Genomic DNA, 14911 nt, shown 5'->3' with positions numbered 1-14911 from the left:
GTTGTACCACTGAAAAAGACGTGTCACGCAGATGATTCAAATGCGTTAACACTTAATTCTTATGAAAAGAGAAATCGGAGCACGTCCGGCATACGTTTCGCCCACGCTGTCTCATGGTGAATACCGTCTGCGATGACGGTGTATTGCATCTGCTCGACTTTTTGACGTACTGCCGCCGAGATGACATCATTCGTGTGCAAATAATCTTCTTCCGTCATCGGACCGCTGACTTCTTTTGTCCCGATATCCATGTAGCAACGGTGCGCGTCAGACAGTGGGAGACTTCGCTCGATGAACTCAAGTAAAGAAGAGAAGTTCGCCCATCCGGCTGTCGATAAGGCGGCGGCACGCGTGATGACTTCCGGATAAGCAAATAGGCCATATAAGGAAATCACGCCGCCCATCGAGCTGCCAATCATCGTTGTATCAGTCGGAATCGTCGCATAGTGCGAATCGATGTACGGTTTCAAGTCATAGATAATCCATTCCATATAAGCTTTCCCGTTTCCACCGATCGTCGTCCGGTGTGACGGATATGCGGTTCGCATCAATAACGCGTCATCCGTCCAAGGCGCATATTCATCGTACCGGTCCATCGGGTCATCCGGGCTATCGATGGCGACGATCATTGCCTGTAGACCGACTTCGTGGAGGGCGAGATGAACATCCCATCCTTTACCGAAGGAAGCACTCGCACCACTGAAGACATTTTGTCCGTCATGCATATAGATGACGGGTAATGCAACATCCGTCGCGACCTCAGGGGGACGATAAATCCGTAATGTCCGCCGTTGTTGATTCATCGGAAGCGATAACTCAATTTCAGTAATAGACATGTAAAACACAACCTTTCAAAGATTAGCGTAGTGGGCTGTACAATTTCGACCATTGTGTTTTCCGCCGACATACAGTGCGTGATCTGCCTGACGTAATGATTCTTCAAATGTGCGTTGGTAAGGATGTTCTACTGTATCGACGCCAAGACTGACGGTAATAGAGAGATGGTGATCGTCGACAATGAAGGGGCGATCGAGAACGGTGTGACGAATTTCTTCAGCAATGGAGATTGCTTGGTCTTGTAAGCAATCCGCAATCAAAACAACGAATTCCTCCCCCCCATAACGTGCCGCGAAGACGGAATCGTTGCGGTGGATGACGTATTTAATCCGTCTTCCGAGCTCACGTAAGACGAGATCTCCGACTTTATGTCCGTACGTATCATTGACGTATTTAAAGTGGTCGATATCAAATAGGATGATCGACAGCGGAAAGTGTTCGGAAGCAAACTGGCGTGCCCCCTCTTCATAAAAAGCACGGCTGTTCGGGAGATCGGTCAAGGCATCCGTCCGGCTTTCGGCATACAATTGAAAGTTTTCTTGGGAACGCTCGAGTACGCGGCAAAATGTCCGAAGCAGGCGATAAATTTCATCCGCTTTTGCTTCATCATAAGCATCAGCGATTTGATGAAATAAAACGATTGAGACATCGACTTCTCCACTTGTGATGGAAGGAATCGCGAGCATCGAATGCCGATCGACGGGAAGCGAGAGTTGGACATCATTTCCCCAGTCGAACCGAAGGCCATAGAGAATCGGAGTCCGCAGATCATTCGCTGATAACGTATGAAATAAAGGTAAGACATCAACTGTCTTTTTTGTCCGAATGTCATAGATGATTTGTTTTCGTTGCTGCTGAATAGAAAGCCAGCCGTCGGAGAAATCAATTAGATGAGGTAAATCAATCAGTAAGGATTCAATCGCTTCCCGTTCAAAGCGTGAAACGAGCAACCGTTCCTTCGCATCGTCGAACCGTTTAGCGTTGTGTGTAGCTTGTAAGGATGCGCCACGCTGTTGTAGGAGTTGCTTGAATAAGAATAAAATTAAAGTCGAGACAGTCGCAGCAACTAACGGGTTTTCATCATAAAACCAAATCCCGAGAAGCGCGCTTAAAATACTGATTCCGTAAACGAGTGTCTGAAGTCGGATGAGGCGGGTCCAGTCATACTTTAAGTTTAAGAAACGATTGACGAATCGACATTGAAGATAGGAAATAAGAAAGACACCCACCAGATAACCGATAAACGGGATAAGTGATTCGGTATAAGTAAAGCCCGGGCCGGTCGGACCTCCAAGTAGCAAGTAAACGGAGGCGGGAACTGAGATATAGACGATGTCGAATAAGACGTTGACGGGGTACAGGTAGATGAATCGTTTTATCCGAATTTCTTTTTTATGCGAAAATAATTGGAAAATCAGGACACCGAGTTGACTCAAAATGACGGCAATCAATAAACCGTAATTAAGAAAAATGAATAAAATAATACCTTCTTGAAATGTATAATAAATCCCACCACGGCGGATGTTATCGAATTGGAAGAGGAGGACTAAAATGAGAAGATAACTTGCATTTCCAAGCGATATCGCTGGGTTCATATGGACGGGAAAGGCAAGCGATGCAAGAAACAGCAAAACAACAGTAAGTGCTAAAGTGATCCAGCTCATACGTGCTACTTTTCGATAGTAAACCATAGCGGAATAGACCCCTCTCTGTGGCGATCCTTCTGTATCTATACCCGATTTGTGGAAATTATGATAAGTGATTTACAAAAAAATAAGGTTGAGAGAAATCGAGTCATTGCGTATAATGTGAAAGATATCAAATCGTCGATGACGAAGAAAGTAACGGTTTTATCTTGTCAGCCAGCGAATCAGGAAACGGTGGAAGCCTGAATGGACAAAGAAATCGTGAAACGCACTTCAGAGACGCTATCCGAATCGTAACGATCAGGCGTAGCCGGGGGAACCCCGTTATCCCCAATTAAGGTGGGTGTCGAAAACGACACCAAGAAGAGTGGTACCGCGGTCATTCCGTCTCTTTGCGAGTTGCGCAAAGGGCGTTTTTTATTGGAAAAAATAAACTGTTGGAGGTAATACAATGAGCTACAAACAACAATATGCTGAAGTTTTACAAGGAGTCATCGGAGACGCATTGACACTTGAACAAATTGAGCAACTGATTGAACAACCGAAACATGAAGACCACGGAGATCTCGCATTCCCTTGCTTCTTGTTGGCGAAAGCATTCCGCAAAGCACCCAACATGATTGCAGTAGATGTCGCTGAAAAAATCGATAATCCACTCTTTGCGAACGTTCAACCAGTCGGACCATATGTCAACGTCTTCTTGAACCGTGAGGTCGTCTCGCAAGAAATCGTCAATCGTGTCTTAAACGAAAAAGCGGACTACGGATCAAGTGAGTCGAATGGGAAGACGATTGTCACTGACTTCTCTTCACCAAACATCGCAAAACCGTTCTCGATGGGACATTTGCGTTCGACGGTCATTGGAAATGCGTTGAACCAAATTTCACGTAAAAAAGGATATGAGGTCGTTGGGATCAACCACTTAGGTGATTGGGGCACGCAGTTTGGTAAATTGATGGTGGCTTACAACATGTGGGGTAAAGAAGAAGATGTCCGGGCTGAGCCAATCAAAGAACTATTGAAACTCTATGTCCGGTTCCATGAAGAAGCAGAAAGTAAGCCGGAACTTGAAGATGAAGGTCGGGCCTGGTTCAAAAAACTCGAGCAAGGTGACGAACAGGCAACCGTTCTTTGGAAATGGTTCCGTGAAGTTTCACTCGTCGAATTCAGCCGTGTTTACGACATGCTTGGTGTACAGTTCGACAGCCTGAACGGAGAAGCCTTCTATAATGACAAAATGCAGCATGTCATTGACTTATTAGAAGAAAAAGAACTGCTCGTCGAGTCTGAAGGCGCGATGGTCGTTGATCTTGAAGCAGAAGGTATGCCACCTGCGCTAATCAAGAAAAAAGATGGCGCGACGCTTTACGCGACACGCGACTTGGCAGCTGCGGTCTATCGTCTCGAGACGTACCGTTTCGAACAAGCATTTTATGTTGTCGGCGGAGAACAAGCGCTCCATTTCAAACAGTTGTTTGCGGTTTTGAAAAAGCTTGGTTTTGATAATGTTGACGGCATGCACCATGTACCATTCGGTCTGATCATGAAAGATGGCAAAAAGATGTCGACGCGTAAAGGGCGGATCGTCTTGCTTGAGGAAGTCCTTCAAGATGCAATCAACGTCGCAAAACAAAATATCGCCGAGAAAAATCCGAACCTTGCGAATGCCGACCAAACAGCACAACAAGTCGGCGTCGGCGCAGTCATCTTCCACGACCTTAAAAACGAACGCATGAACAATATCGAGTTTGATCTCGAGCAGATGTTGAAATTCGAAGGGGAGACGGGTCCATACGTTCAGTACACAAATGCCCGTGCCAACTCGTTACTCCGTAAAGGCGGCTATGATGGTGCAGCCTTCGACGGAAGTGCTGACGATTATGCCTGGGGGGTCGTCTCGATGCTTAACCAATTCTCGGCAGTCATTGACCGGGCGTTCGTGCGTCGTGAACCATCCATCATCAGCCGTTATGTCCTTGATCTCGCACAAAGCTTTAACAAATATTATGGTCAAGTACGTGTCCTTGAAGAGGATGCGGCAAAACAATCTCGCCTTGCACTCGTGAAATCGGTTACGATTGTATTGACGGAAGGTCTACGCCTCCTCGGTGTCGGCGCTCCAGAAGAAATGTAATAAAATTAAATTAAAGATGGGGTTAGCATATGAATAAAGAAACAAACGAACGGTTGCAGCAGGCAGCAGAACGAATCAAGAACGAAGACATGAAAGAAGCGATTGCGTTCATCGCTGATTTTCACGGGAGAGTGGCAACATGGTTGCCTGGAGAGTCTGTCGACTTCATCTTTGATGTCGTGACAGCACCAGGTGCCGATCTAATCGCACCCGTTAGTGGAGATGCACTCGAAACGAAAGTGAACTTCGAATTTTTCATGGGTAAAAAACAAACGCGTAAAAAATTAGGTGAACTTTTAGCGCTTTGGAAAGCACCACGTTCGAAGGAAACACTCAGTGAAATCGATGCGATTGGTCTTAAAAAATGGTTGGCCCGGAATGAATTCCGGTCGGAAGACAAGCCATGGGACTATCTCAACCGTCTCCACGTCTTATTGTTCCTCGATTCGATGACAACCGTCATCGATGATCATCAATTGACGACGTTATACGAACAACTTGTCGGCAAAACACCGGTCCCGACAAGCTTCGTCCGTCGTCAAGGAGAAGTACGTCGTGTCGTCGATAAATTCGTCGAGAAACATGAATTAACGCAGGTCGATTTAGTGAAAGCTTCACTCGTCCGTTACCTGTAATCAGAAAAGACCCTCGGATGAAAGCATGGAGATGACTCCAGCTTTTAACCCGAGGGTCTTTTTATCATGCTTGGCGGTAGACGATGGATTCTTCCTGTGTGTCGTAGAGCAACCATTCTCGCTCGACGAGAACAGGACCGACATTGACAGCATACCGTTCTTGTTTGATGGAAATCGGAACGTCCAGTTGCGTCGACAACCGGCGTCCGTCGCGAAACAAACCACGTTGATGACTATGACCGAAAAACAATAGTCGTTGTTCGAATTGGGAGGTGTTCGGTATTAACGTATAACTCCACTCGAACTGATCACCGTGTAAAAACAGGACATCGTGACCCACTTGCTTTGTCCGGGGGACCGACCGGAGTCGGTCAAGCAGTCCGGATACGCCGGTTGGGACGATTGAAAAAATCCGTTCTTCTTGGTTCCCGAGTAATGTTTCGAAATCAAGTAGCGCAACATAGTCGAAATCAAGCGTCACGACATCAGAGATGGACTCAAAAGTATGACGACGCGCTCTCTTTTTGCCGATATGGCACTCATGGACGTCGCCGAGCGAAAAAATCGTCGCTTGTGGAGCACGTTTACGGATATCCTGTAGCACGGCGCGCGTATCTGAAAATGAACTATGCAAATCGGCAATCAGTGCATATTGCATCTAGCATCTCTCCCTTATAATAGGATTATACCCTGCCAGATGCATTGTCCATCCTCCGTTCGCTTAGTCCGTTTCGACCGTGATACCACGTTCTGCGAAAACAGTTTTTGCGACTTCAAGGGCATTTAAGACACGAGGGAAACCTGTATAGGGCACGAGGTGCATGATGGCTTCGACGATTTCATTTCCTGAGAGACCGGCTGTTAACCCCGTGTTGATGTGTAAGGCAAGTTGCGGTTCTGTTCCTTGTGTGACGAGCGTCGAGATTGTGACGAGTGCACGGTCACGGTTCCCGAGTCCGGTGCGACTATACACTTCACCGTAAGCAAAATCTGTAATCCATTCGCCGACGGCAGGTGCGATGTCTTTTAATGACTCTGAGATTTTATCATGTGTGGATTGAGCTGAATTCGCATCTGTGAACTCACTTAATTTTTTGAGACCGACTTCGTGACGTGTTTCATGCGTTGACATAGTAAATAACTTCCTTTCTGAAGTAACGATACATTCCATCATAACGAAAGAAAAATCATGCTACAAATACATGGTTTTTATACATATCATTCTTTTTGTGAATAAGAATCTTGGACGAAACGAATCCACTCCCGTGTGACATACGACTGATAACGTCCGGTCGGGACAGCGACACCTAATTGCCAGGGTACGCGAGTTTCTAACGGAACTGTTTTGACCCCGTTGACTTGAATCCGGTTTGCGAGCGAACGGGGGAGAAGTGTCACGGCATTTTCTTCTGCGACGAGCAGACAAAGGAAATCCCACTGCGAACTGACATGTGTAACAGTCGGTTCAAAACCAGCCGTTCGGCAGGCGTTTAAAACGACGTTATGGAGAGAGAAGGTTTCATTAAACAAAACGAACGGCATCTGTGAAACTTCTTCTAACGCGATGGAAGCGCGTGAAGCGAGCGGATGGTGTTCCGGTAAAAAAAGGTGCAGCTCTTCTTCCATAAAGGGGTAAACGGTTAAGTTTTCATCTGCAGGAAAGACGGTCGCAATTAAATCGACGTCACCCGCGACGACGGCTTTCTCTAAGGCGTGACCGCCGGCCTCGACGATGTCGATTGTTACCATCGGGTACTGTTCTGAAAATTGATGCAACAGACGGGGGAAAAAGAGTGAACCGATTAACGGAGGAAGGCCAATCCGGATGGTTCCTTTTGTTAAGTGCATTACGTCATAGAGATGAGAGGGGAGATCAGAAAGTTGACGTAAGATTTTTTCACCTTCAAGAAGGAGTGTTTCACCAGCGTCTGTCAAAACGATTTGCCGTTTACTGCGATCAAATAGTGCAATATCGAGTTCTTCTTCAAGACTGCGGACCATCTTACTTAAAGTCGGTTGCGTGACATGAAGATAATCGGCAGCACGCGTGAAACTTTTAAACCGGGCGACTTCAGTAAAATATTCGAGTTGTCGAAAATCCATCGTATTTCCTCCTATTCCTAATGGTTATACATAGCATAATAAGGATTCATTTTTATTATTGTTTTTGCAAGCGTACAGTAAAAGAAGTGAAACCGTAAAGAAGGAGTAGATGGAAATGAAACAACTTGAAGGAAAAGTAGCGTTAATTACTGGAGCAGCTAGTGGAATCGGTCTTGAAATCGCTGAAGAATTTGCGCAAGAAGGCGCTAAGGTCGTGATTGTCGACTTGCAGGAGCAGGCAGCGAAAAATGCAGCAGAAGCACTGACGGATAAAGGATTTGACGCTTTTGCGGTCGCGGGTGACGTAACGAGTGAAGCAGCGATTAAAACAAGTATCGAACAGACGATGGCACATTACGGAAAAATTGATATCGTCATCAATAACGCCGGCATGCAACACGTCTCACCCATCGAAGACTTCTCGACAGAGACGTTTGATTTGATGCAAAGTATCATGTTACGGGCACCATTTCTCTATACGAAATACGTGTTCCCGATTATGAAAAAACAAGAATTCGGACGGATTCTTAACATGTCATCCATTAATGGTTTGATTGGCTTCGCCGGGAAAGCTGCATACAACAGTGCGAAACATGGCGTGATTGGCTTAACGAAAGTAGCAGCACTTGAAGGTGCGACATCCGGTATTACGGTCAATGCGATTTGCCCGGGTTACGTCGATACACCACTCGTCCAAAAACAATTGTCTTCACTCGCTGAAACGCGGAACGTACCACTTGAGTCTGTCTTAGAAGAAGTCATCTACCCGCTCGTCCCACAACAGCGTTTGTTGCAAGTGAAAGAAATCGCAGATTATGCAATTTTCTTATCAAGTGATAAAGCAGCTGGCGTGACAGGTCAAGCCGTCGTCCTTGATGGTGGATATACAGCGCAATGAGCATAAGTAAATCCCTTCCTCCGACTTGGAGAAAGGGATTTTTGCTGCTTAACGGAAATTGATGAACTGAACGTCGACAGATAATGGTAACTCACGGACGATCTGCATGACTTGTTGCAAGTCATCACGCGATTTAGCCGTGACACGGATTTGGTCATCTTGAATTTGCGTTTTGACTTTTAATTTGGATTCTTTGACGGCATTGTTGATTTTTTTCGCATCATCACGGTCGATTCCGCTCTTTAGGATGACACGTTGACGGACTGTGTTCCCGGCTGCCTGTTCGACTTTTTCATACTGTAAGTTCTTTGTCGGGACTTCGCGTTTAATCAACTTCGTCGTCAAGACGTCTTTGACTTGATCGAGTTTAAAGTCGTCATCCGAGATGAGGATTAAATCCTCTTTCTCAAGTTTCATGTCACTCTTCGAACCTTTAAAATCAAAGCGGTTCGTAATTTCCTTCAGTGCGACTTGCATCCCGTTTTTGACTTCCTCGATGTTGATTTGTGACACGATATCAAATGAATTATCTTTTGCTGCCATATGGCATCTCCCCTTTCGTTCTATTCTCTATTTTAGAGAGGAACAGGGGAAGCGTCCACCACTTTGAAATTTTGTTATAATGAATACCATGAAATGAAAGGGGTGCATGGCTTTGAAACAAACAGCAGATATGTTGACGCTCACGCCAAAGGAGATGGATGAGCGTTATGCCTATAGAGGAATGGACTTGGGTGCGACTTTTGAAGAGACGACGATTCGTGTTCGATTGTGGGCACCGACGGCGGAACGTGTGGTCATCCGTCTGTACCGGACGCTGCGTGCAAGAAAAGTAGAGGAAGTCGAACTGTCAGCCGCTGAACGGGGGACATTCGTCGCAGAACTCGATCGTGCTGTGTATGAAGGTTATTTTTATACATTTCAAGCCATCGTCGACGGTCAGAAAGTCGAAGCGGTCGACCCTTATGCAAAAGCAGTCGGAACGAACGGAAAGCGTGGTGCATTAATCGATCCGTCCAACGTACAACCGGACCGTTGGATTGAGGAGCGACCGATGTTCCATTCGTCACAAGATGCTGTCATTTATGAGTTGCACGTTCGCGACGCGACAAGTCATCCGGCGAGTGGTGTGGTCGAACGAGGTACGTTCCGCGGATTGACGGAAGCAGGTACGCGGACGAAAAATGGTGGATTGACGGGACTCGACTACTTAGCTGATTTAGGTGTGACGCACGTCCAATTACTTCCTATCTATGATTTCGGTTCGGTCAACGAAGCAGCACCAAACGATCCGGATAATTACAATTGGGGATACGATCCGGTCAATTTCTTTGCACCGGAAGGTTCCTATTCATCAAACGCAGATGATCCGAAAGCACGCATCCGTGAGCTCAAAGAATTGGTCCAGGCACTGCATGACCGTGGAATCCGAGTCATCATGGATGTCGTCTTCAACCATACCTATGAAGCAGAAAAGGTTCCGCTTGGTCAGTTCGTTCCGGGTTACTTTTACCGTCAAGCGGCAGACGGAACGCTTTCGAATGGTAGTTTCTGTGGCAATGACACAGCTTCTGAGCGTTTCATGATGCGGAAATTCATCATCGATTGCGTGACGTACTGGGCAAAAGAGTATCATCTCGACGGATTCCGGTTCGACTTGATGGGACTCCACGATATCGAAACGATGAACCAAGTTCGTCATGCACTCGATCGAATCGACCCGTCGATTTTAATCATCGGTGAAGGCTGGGATCTTGATACACCGTTACCGCTCGACCAAAAAGCGAACTATTTCAATGCCCCGCAGATGCCGGGGATTGCACACTTTAATAACGGCTTGCGTGACGGGTTAAAAGGAGATGTCCAAACACCGGAGAACCGCGGCTTTATCAGTGGGGCGTTCGATCGGACGAATGAAGTCAAGCGCGGGATTGCCGGGAACGTTTCATCGCAAGGCTTTGCGGATGAGCCGAACCAAGTCGTCTCCTATGTCGAAGCGCATGACGACTTAACAGTTTGGGACAAGCTCTCTGTCTCACGCCCGGAGGATACGGATGAAGTACGACGTAAGCGTCAAATGCTTGCCAATGCGATCATTTTGACGGGACAAGGGATTCCGTTCCTCCACGCGGGTCAAGAGTTCTTCCGGACGAAGGATGGGATTCGTGATAGTTTCAATGCGGGAGAAGTCGTGAATCGGCTTGATTATGAACGGGCAGAGACATTCAGTTCTTCCGTTGAATATGTCAAAGGGTTGATAGCGATGCGTCGTCAATATCCGATGTTCCGCCTTGAAAATACAGCGATGATTCGCAAACATCTCCGCTTCCTAGAAGAAGGGGAAGGCATCATTGCATATGAGCTGAAGCGGACGTATGAAGGTTACGTCGAGCGGCAACGCGTCTATCATAATGCGACAGATGAAGACGTAACGATTGAATTGCCAAGTGGTGAGTTCGAAGTGCTTGTCGAAAACGGGGCAGTCAAAATTCATGCGCCTCGTCTGCACGAGGAACGGGAATTATTGATTCCGGCACTGACAACGACCGTAGTGGCCGAGCGAAAAGCAGACTATAAAAAGTATGCGGTCGCGGGTGGCGCGGCATTGACGATCATCGGTCTCTTATATGCAGCAAACAAACGTCGAAAAAAAGAGTAACCTAGTATGGCAGTCGCGTTGCGGCTGTCATCTTTTCGTATTAATTCTTTTTAGATAATCCAGTTTTAATTCATCTGATGCGGGAAAATAGATTAAGTAGTATTTAGAGGATTAGTTTTCTGAAAGGGAGCGTCAGCATGTTTGGATTTGATGATATCTGGAAATTTTTCTTATCGTTTTTTCTGTTATTACCGATTGTGACATTAATTCATGAAATGGGGCATTATTTCTTCGCACGATTGTTCGGAGGAAATATGGAAATCAATATTGGGTCAGGCAAGTCATTGGTACGTGTCGGACCGATTCGTTTGAATCGAATTTACTTTTGGGATGGCTGGTGCCAGTATGAGGCACTCCGGCATGAAAATAAATTTACGAACATCATGGTGTACTTGGGTGGTTCGTTAGCGAACGTTGCAGGTATTTTAATCGTCAACGGATTGATTTATGCCGGAGTGTTCGAAGCATCGATCTTTACGTATCAGTTCGCTTATTTCTCCTTCTACTTTGTTTTCTTTTCACTCTTTCCGATTGATCATCCGAATGGATATCCGAGTGATGGGAAAGCAATTGTCAATGTCTTTCGGTACGGCAAGTCGGAGTATAATCCGCAAGCGTAAAAAAAGAGGCCTAGCGCCTCTTTTTTTCGTACGGATTGGAGTGCTGCTTGTCAGAAGTGGAGCTCAGTTTGTCTCCTCATCACTTGATTCAGTTGCAGCATCCGCTTGTTCGCTCTCGAGTTCGACTAACTTTTGGATTAAGATGTGACGCGGCATATGCATCAATTGTTCGAGTGGTACATTCAGACGCTTCGCGAGCTCGACTGCCGTATCAGCAGAAAGTTGTAATGGTTTCATGAAAAATCCTCCTTTTGATGATTGGTTCTAGTATACAAGACATACAACGTGAGCGCATCGACAGTAGCTAGAAATCAAGAAGGTTGATACCGTAGGAGGTAGGAAGTGATGTATATGTATAAACCAGCGGCTGAGCTGTTGCTCCATGAATCGGTATCGTTATTTGAACGAGTAGGAGAGGAATTCGTCTTGTTTCGAGAGCAAGGAGGATTTACGAAATGCGATGCGGATTTAAAAATAGTTTGGGAAACAGCCTGTGCTTATGTTCCATTCACGTGGTACCTCGAACCGAATGGAAGTCGTGCGTTCATCGTCTTCGAAGAAACGATTGTCTTCGGATTACTTGATTTAAAGAATGGTCAGATAACATATATGAATCGCCCGGATATCTGGGCGGATGCTTGGTTTAGTAACCTGTATGAGTGGAGTGGCAATCAACTGTTCTTATACGCAGCGGAAACGGATATCGTCCGCTTTGATTTGATGACGGAAGCAGGAACTTTTTCAGACTATGACGAAGCCCCTTTATTAGGGCGCATCGTCGAGCGTGGATACAATGAACAGTTGACGTTCGAACGATTTATTGCGCCGGCGACAATCATCTCGTACGATCCCGATCAGACGCGATACGTCATTTGGGATGCGGTCAAGCAAGAAGAACAAGTCATCCCGTTCTCGGACTATGAAGAATATTCACTCGTCGATAGTCAGAAACAATTGTTTTCTGTCACGGATGCGACACGATTTTACCTCTATGAGGACAAACAATTAAAGTTTAAATTTGAAGGGTGTCAGTCGTCCGTATTGTTAAAAAGTCTGTTGCTTGACGAACAGGCAAGACGACTAGCAATCGTTTCGACGTCACCGAATTTCGGAAACACGTGGGTTCAAATTTTTCACAAGACGTAAACACATCCTTTGTCGGTCGTACGAAGGATGTTTTTGCTGTCTAAGTAGAAAAAAGGAGGAGTCGACAGATGGAACGTCTTGGTCAGAAGATTGTTCGTTTTCGAAAAAGCATCAGTCTCGTCTGGTTGATTGCACTGATTGTCCTTGGGTATTTCGCCCTTCAGTTACCCGATCAATTGAAAGGGAACGGCTTCACCCGTGATGGGGAATTTCAACAAGTGGAGCAGGTGTTAGAACAAGAATTTAAGCAAGACCCCCATCAAATCATCGTCTTGTTTGAAGGGGATGAACAAACGATTCGCAAAGAAATGACGCGGCATGTCACGTTGTTTCGTGACATCAAAGGAGTCGGACAGGTCGTTGGACCAACCGAAAATCCACAAGCGATTCGGGACGGCAAAGGATATCTTACGGTCGGGACACCGGACATCGAACGGACATGGGCAAAAGCCATCGAAAACAAGCTGGATGTTCCGAGTGATGTAACTGTCCGTCTAACTGGAGAACCACTGATCGTCGACGACTTGAACACGGCCTCGAAAAACGATTTGGTTCGTGCTGAATTGATTGGTGTTCCAGCGGCTTTACTTGTCTTACTTATCGTCTTCGGGACACCCTTGGCAGCTGTCTTACCGCTCATCATGGGACTCGTTACGTTCATCTTCGGTGCCGGGATTCTCTATTTTGTCGCGGGACAACAAGAGTTATCGATTTTCGTTCTAAACGCCGTCGCGATGATCTCACTCGCGCTCGGAATCGATTTTTCACTGCTTTACGTCAATCGTTTTCGAGAGGAACAGGGCAAAGGGTATTCGATTGCGCGGGCAGCAGAAGTCTCTGTCGCGACAGCCGGTCGTTCGATTTTATTTTCTGGGATTTGCGTCTTTGTCGGGCTCGCTGGTCTGTTAGTCATCGATGTCGACGTCTTTCAAGCGGTCGCAATCGGGACACTCGTCTCGGTACTGGGCGCGGTCATTAGTGCCATCACGTTACTCCCTGCTTTACTCGCACTGTTCGGTGCAGGATTAGAAAAAGGACGGATTTTTAAGTCGGGCTCGGATCGTGGTGAACGACGCTGGCGGAATCTGGCGCGCTTCGTCATGAAGCGTCCTGTGGCGATTACGGTATTTTCATTGATATTACTCGTCCCGTGCTTGATTCCATTGCGTGATCTTGAGTTGAACATTCCGCAAGCGAGTGCCCTGCCGGAAGATTATGCATCAAGGCTTGCTTTTGAGTCATGGGAAAAAACGTTTGGGGATGACGGGACCGACGCAGTCGTGTTAGTCGAGGGAGACTTTTCGTCTGAAGCAGGACTCAGTCGTCTCGAGGACGCGACACGACAGTTTCAAACAGATAGCGGTGTGAAAGAAGTAATTTCCGGCGCGACCTTAGCCGAGCAGAACGGACTCGATTTGCAGCAAGCCGTTCAAATCGAGCAGGCGAAACAACAGTTGACCCCTTGGATTGCATTTGACGCGGACGTCGCCCGGGTGAACGTCAATTTAGCCGGTGACCCCGGTGATCAAGCCTCGCAGGACTGGGTCAGGAAAGTCCGGGAAATGGGCTTTACGATTGGTGGTCCTGCCGCATTCAATCAAGAAATCTACGATGAGATTTATGACAAGATGCCGCTTGCGCTCAGTGTCGTGTTACTCGCGACGTTCTTGATTTTATTGATTGCGTTTCGCTCGATCTTAATTCCGATTAAAGCGATTTTGATGAACTTACTCAGTCTCGGTGCGACCTTCGGATTGCTCGTCATTTTATTTGAATCAGGACTCGTTTTTCCGGCAGAAACGATTGGCATTTTGACGCCGGTCTTTATCTTCTCGCTCGTATTCGGTCTATCGATGGACTATGAAGTATTCTTAGTTTCACGGATGGAAGAATATTATGACGAGACGGGTGACAATGACGTCGCGACGGAAATGGGGCTTGCGAAGACAAGTAAAATCATCACATCGGCTGCCTTGATCATGATCGTCGTCACGGGAGCGTTTGCCTTCACGGGTGTCAGCCCGATTAAGCAACTCGGTGTCGGGATTGCGCTCGCGATCTTCATCGATGCGACGATCGTTCGGATGCTGTTAGTTCCAGCCTTGATGAAGTTATTCGGACACTGGAACTGGTGGTGGCCGGGCGGTCGACGGAAACGTCAAACGAAGCTCCACTAAACAAGCGAGCAGATTGGCTAGGCACATCATTAGGCATTTTGAAAAGTCCGAGCGTA

Annotated in this window: 14 protein-coding genes and 1 other annotated feature; of the genes, 7 read left to right on the top strand and 7 right to left on the bottom strand. The window is 46.7% G+C overall.

All coding sequences use genetic code 11. From position 1 onward, the window contains the following. Positions 1 to 59: 59 nt before the first annotated feature. Both KNP96_RS15425 and KNP96_RS15420 read right to left on the bottom strand, forming a co-directional pair. Positions 60 to 836: an alpha/beta hydrolase gene (locus KNP96_RS15425; RefSeq protein WP_214766394.1), complete on the bottom strand. Its 777-nt coding sequence runs from the start codon at positions 834 to 836 to the stop codon at positions 60 to 62. 15 nt (positions 837 to 851) lie between these two features. Continuing rightward, positions 852 to 2528 carry a GGDEF domain-containing protein gene (locus KNP96_RS15420; RefSeq protein WP_214771711.1) on the bottom strand — a complete coding sequence of 559 codons (1677 nt, stop codon included), beginning with the start codon at positions 2526 to 2528 and terminating at the stop codon, positions 852 to 854. A gap of 129 nt (positions 2529 to 2657) precedes the next feature. After that, positions 2658 to 2878: a binding site (T-box leader), on the top strand. Positions 2879 to 2934: 56 nt separating this feature from the next. Here KNP96_RS15420 and argS point away from each other — a divergent pair. Then, positions 2935 to 4617 carry an arginine--tRNA ligase gene (gene argS / locus KNP96_RS15415; protein WP_088838135.1) on the top strand — a complete coding sequence of 561 codons (1683 nt, stop codon included), beginning with the start codon at positions 2935 to 2937 and terminating at the stop codon, positions 4615 to 4617. 29 nt (positions 4618 to 4646) lie between these two features. Further along, positions 4647 to 5252 carry a hypothetical protein gene (locus KNP96_RS15410; RefSeq protein ID WP_088838133.1) on the top strand — a complete coding sequence of 202 codons (606 nt, stop codon included), beginning with the start codon at positions 4647 to 4649 and terminating at the stop codon, positions 5250 to 5252. Between the two features lie 64 nt (positions 5253 to 5316). Here the strand turns inward: KNP96_RS15410 and KNP96_RS15405 are convergent, their stop codons facing one another. The 3 genes from KNP96_RS15405 to KNP96_RS15395 all read right to left on the bottom strand — a co-directional run bounded on the left by KNP96_RS15405 (position 5317) and on the right by KNP96_RS15395 (position 7355). Beyond that, the gene (locus KNP96_RS15405; protein ID WP_214771708.1) at positions 5317 to 5910 is read right to left on the bottom strand and encodes a metallophosphoesterase family protein; all 594 of its coding nucleotides are present in this window, start codon (positions 5908 to 5910) and stop codon (positions 5317 to 5319) included. A gap of 63 nt (positions 5911 to 5973) precedes the next feature. Next, positions 5974 to 6384, bottom strand: coding sequence for a carboxymuconolactone decarboxylase family protein (locus KNP96_RS15400; RefSeq protein ID WP_088838130.1), 411 nt, complete (start codon positions 6382 to 6384; stop codon positions 5974 to 5976). A gap of 86 nt (positions 6385 to 6470) precedes the next feature. Further along, positions 6471 to 7355 carry a LysR family transcriptional regulator gene (locus KNP96_RS15395; RefSeq protein WP_214771705.1) on the bottom strand — a complete coding sequence of 295 codons (885 nt, stop codon included), beginning with the start codon at positions 7353 to 7355 and terminating at the stop codon, positions 6471 to 6473. A gap of 115 nt (positions 7356 to 7470) precedes the next feature. On the opposite strand from KNP96_RS15395, the gene KNP96_RS15390 reads away from it, so the two are divergent. Further along, positions 7471 to 8253 (top strand): 3-hydroxybutyrate dehydrogenase, encoded by a 783-nt coding sequence (locus KNP96_RS15390; RefSeq protein ID WP_214771702.1) that lies wholly within the window; start codon positions 7471 to 7473, stop codon positions 8251 to 8253. Positions 8254 to 8301: 48 nt separating this feature from the next. On the opposite strand, the gene KNP96_RS15385 is transcribed toward KNP96_RS15390, so the two are convergent. Then, entirely contained in the window at positions 8302 to 8796 is a 495-nt protein-coding gene (locus KNP96_RS15385; RefSeq protein WP_214771699.1) for a YajQ family cyclic di-GMP-binding protein, read from the bottom strand. 106 nt (positions 8797 to 8902) lie between these two features. Here KNP96_RS15385 and pulA point away from each other — a divergent pair, with 106 nt between their 5' ends. Both pulA and KNP96_RS15375 read left to right on the top strand, forming a co-directional pair. Continuing rightward, positions 8903 to 10912: a type I pullulanase gene (pulA, locus tag KNP96_RS15380; RefSeq protein WP_214771696.1), complete on the top strand. Its 2010-nt coding sequence runs from the start codon at positions 8903 to 8905 to the stop codon at positions 10910 to 10912. A 137-nt stretch (positions 10913 to 11049) separates the two neighbouring features. After that, positions 11050 to 11532 carry a hypothetical protein gene (locus KNP96_RS15375; protein ID WP_029331967.1) on the top strand — a complete coding sequence of 161 codons (483 nt, stop codon included), beginning with the start codon at positions 11050 to 11052 and terminating at the stop codon, positions 11530 to 11532. 63 nt (positions 11533 to 11595) lie between these two features. On the opposite strand, the gene KNP96_RS15370 is transcribed toward KNP96_RS15375, so the two are convergent. Beyond that, complete coding sequence (locus KNP96_RS15370; protein WP_088838124.1) at positions 11596 to 11769, bottom strand: YycC family protein; 174 nt, start codon at positions 11767 to 11769, stop codon at positions 11596 to 11598. Positions 11770 to 11877: 108 nt separating this feature from the next. Between KNP96_RS15370 and KNP96_RS15365 the strand changes: the two genes are divergently transcribed. Together KNP96_RS15365 and KNP96_RS15360 are read left to right on the top strand one after the other, a co-directional pair. Beyond that, on the top strand, positions 11878 to 12678 hold the full coding sequence (locus tag KNP96_RS15365; protein WP_214766404.1) for a hypothetical protein: 801 nt from the start codon (positions 11878 to 11880) through the stop codon (positions 12676 to 12678). A gap of 68 nt (positions 12679 to 12746) precedes the next feature. After that, positions 12747 to 14855, top strand: coding sequence for an MMPL family transporter (locus KNP96_RS15360; protein WP_214771694.1), 2109 nt, complete (start codon positions 12747 to 12749; stop codon positions 14853 to 14855). Positions 14856 to 14911 lie beyond the last annotated feature (56 nt).

Source organism: Exiguobacterium sp. s133, assembly GCF_018618595.1.
GTDB classification, from domain to species: domain Bacteria; phylum Bacillota; class Bacilli; order Exiguobacteriales; family Exiguobacteriaceae; genus Exiguobacterium_A; species Exiguobacterium_A oxidotolerans.
The sequence above is the reverse complement of the archived record's forward strand: the minus strand, read 5'-3'. Positions and strand labels throughout refer to the sequence as shown.

Excerpts from the sequence above, each read along its gene's own strand:
- KNP96_RS15405 (WP_214771708.1), bottom strand. The coding sequence starts at position 5,910 with ATGCAATATGCACTGATTGCCGATTTGCATAGTTCATTTTCAGATACG.
- KNP96_RS15425 (WP_214766394.1), bottom strand. The coding sequence starts at position 836 with ATGTCTATTACTGAAATTGAGTTATCGCTTCCGATGAATCAACAACGG.
- pulA (WP_214771696.1), top strand. The coding sequence starts at position 8,903 with ATGGCTTTGAAACAAACAGCAGATATGTTGACGCTCACGCCAAAGGAG.
- KNP96_RS15385 (WP_214771699.1), bottom strand. The coding sequence starts at position 8,796 with ATGGCAGCAAAAGATAATTCATTTGATATCGTGTCACAAATCAACATC.
- KNP96_RS15370 (WP_088838124.1), bottom strand. The coding sequence starts at position 11,769 with ATGAAACCATTACAACTTTCTGCTGATACGGCAGTCGAGCTCGCGAAG.
- KNP96_RS15360 (WP_214771694.1), top strand. The coding sequence starts at position 12,747 with ATGGAACGTCTTGGTCAGAAGATTGTTCGTTTTCGAAAAAGCATCAGT.
- KNP96_RS15420 (WP_214771711.1), bottom strand. The coding sequence starts at position 2,528 with ATGGTTTACTATCGAAAAGTAGCACGTATGAGCTGGATCACTTTAGCA.
- KNP96_RS15400 (WP_088838130.1), bottom strand. The coding sequence starts at position 6,384 with ATGTCAACGCATGAAACACGTCACGAAGTCGGTCTCAAAAAATTAAGT.
- KNP96_RS15395 (WP_214771705.1), bottom strand. The coding sequence starts at position 7,355 with ATGGATTTTCGACAACTCGAATATTTTACTGAAGTCGCCCGGTTTAAA.
- KNP96_RS15365 (WP_214766404.1), top strand. The coding sequence starts at position 11,878 with ATGTATATGTATAAACCAGCGGCTGAGCTGTTGCTCCATGAATCGGTA.
- KNP96_RS15410 (WP_088838133.1), top strand. The coding sequence starts at position 4,647 with ATGAATAAAGAAACAAACGAACGGTTGCAGCAGGCAGCAGAACGAATC.
- argS (WP_088838135.1), top strand. The coding sequence starts at position 2,935 with ATGAGCTACAAACAACAATATGCTGAAGTTTTACAAGGAGTCATCGGA.
- KNP96_RS15390 (WP_214771702.1), top strand. The coding sequence starts at position 7,471 with ATGAAACAACTTGAAGGAAAAGTAGCGTTAATTACTGGAGCAGCTAGT.
- KNP96_RS15375 (WP_029331967.1), top strand. The coding sequence starts at position 11,050 with ATGTTTGGATTTGATGATATCTGGAAATTTTTCTTATCGTTTTTTCTG.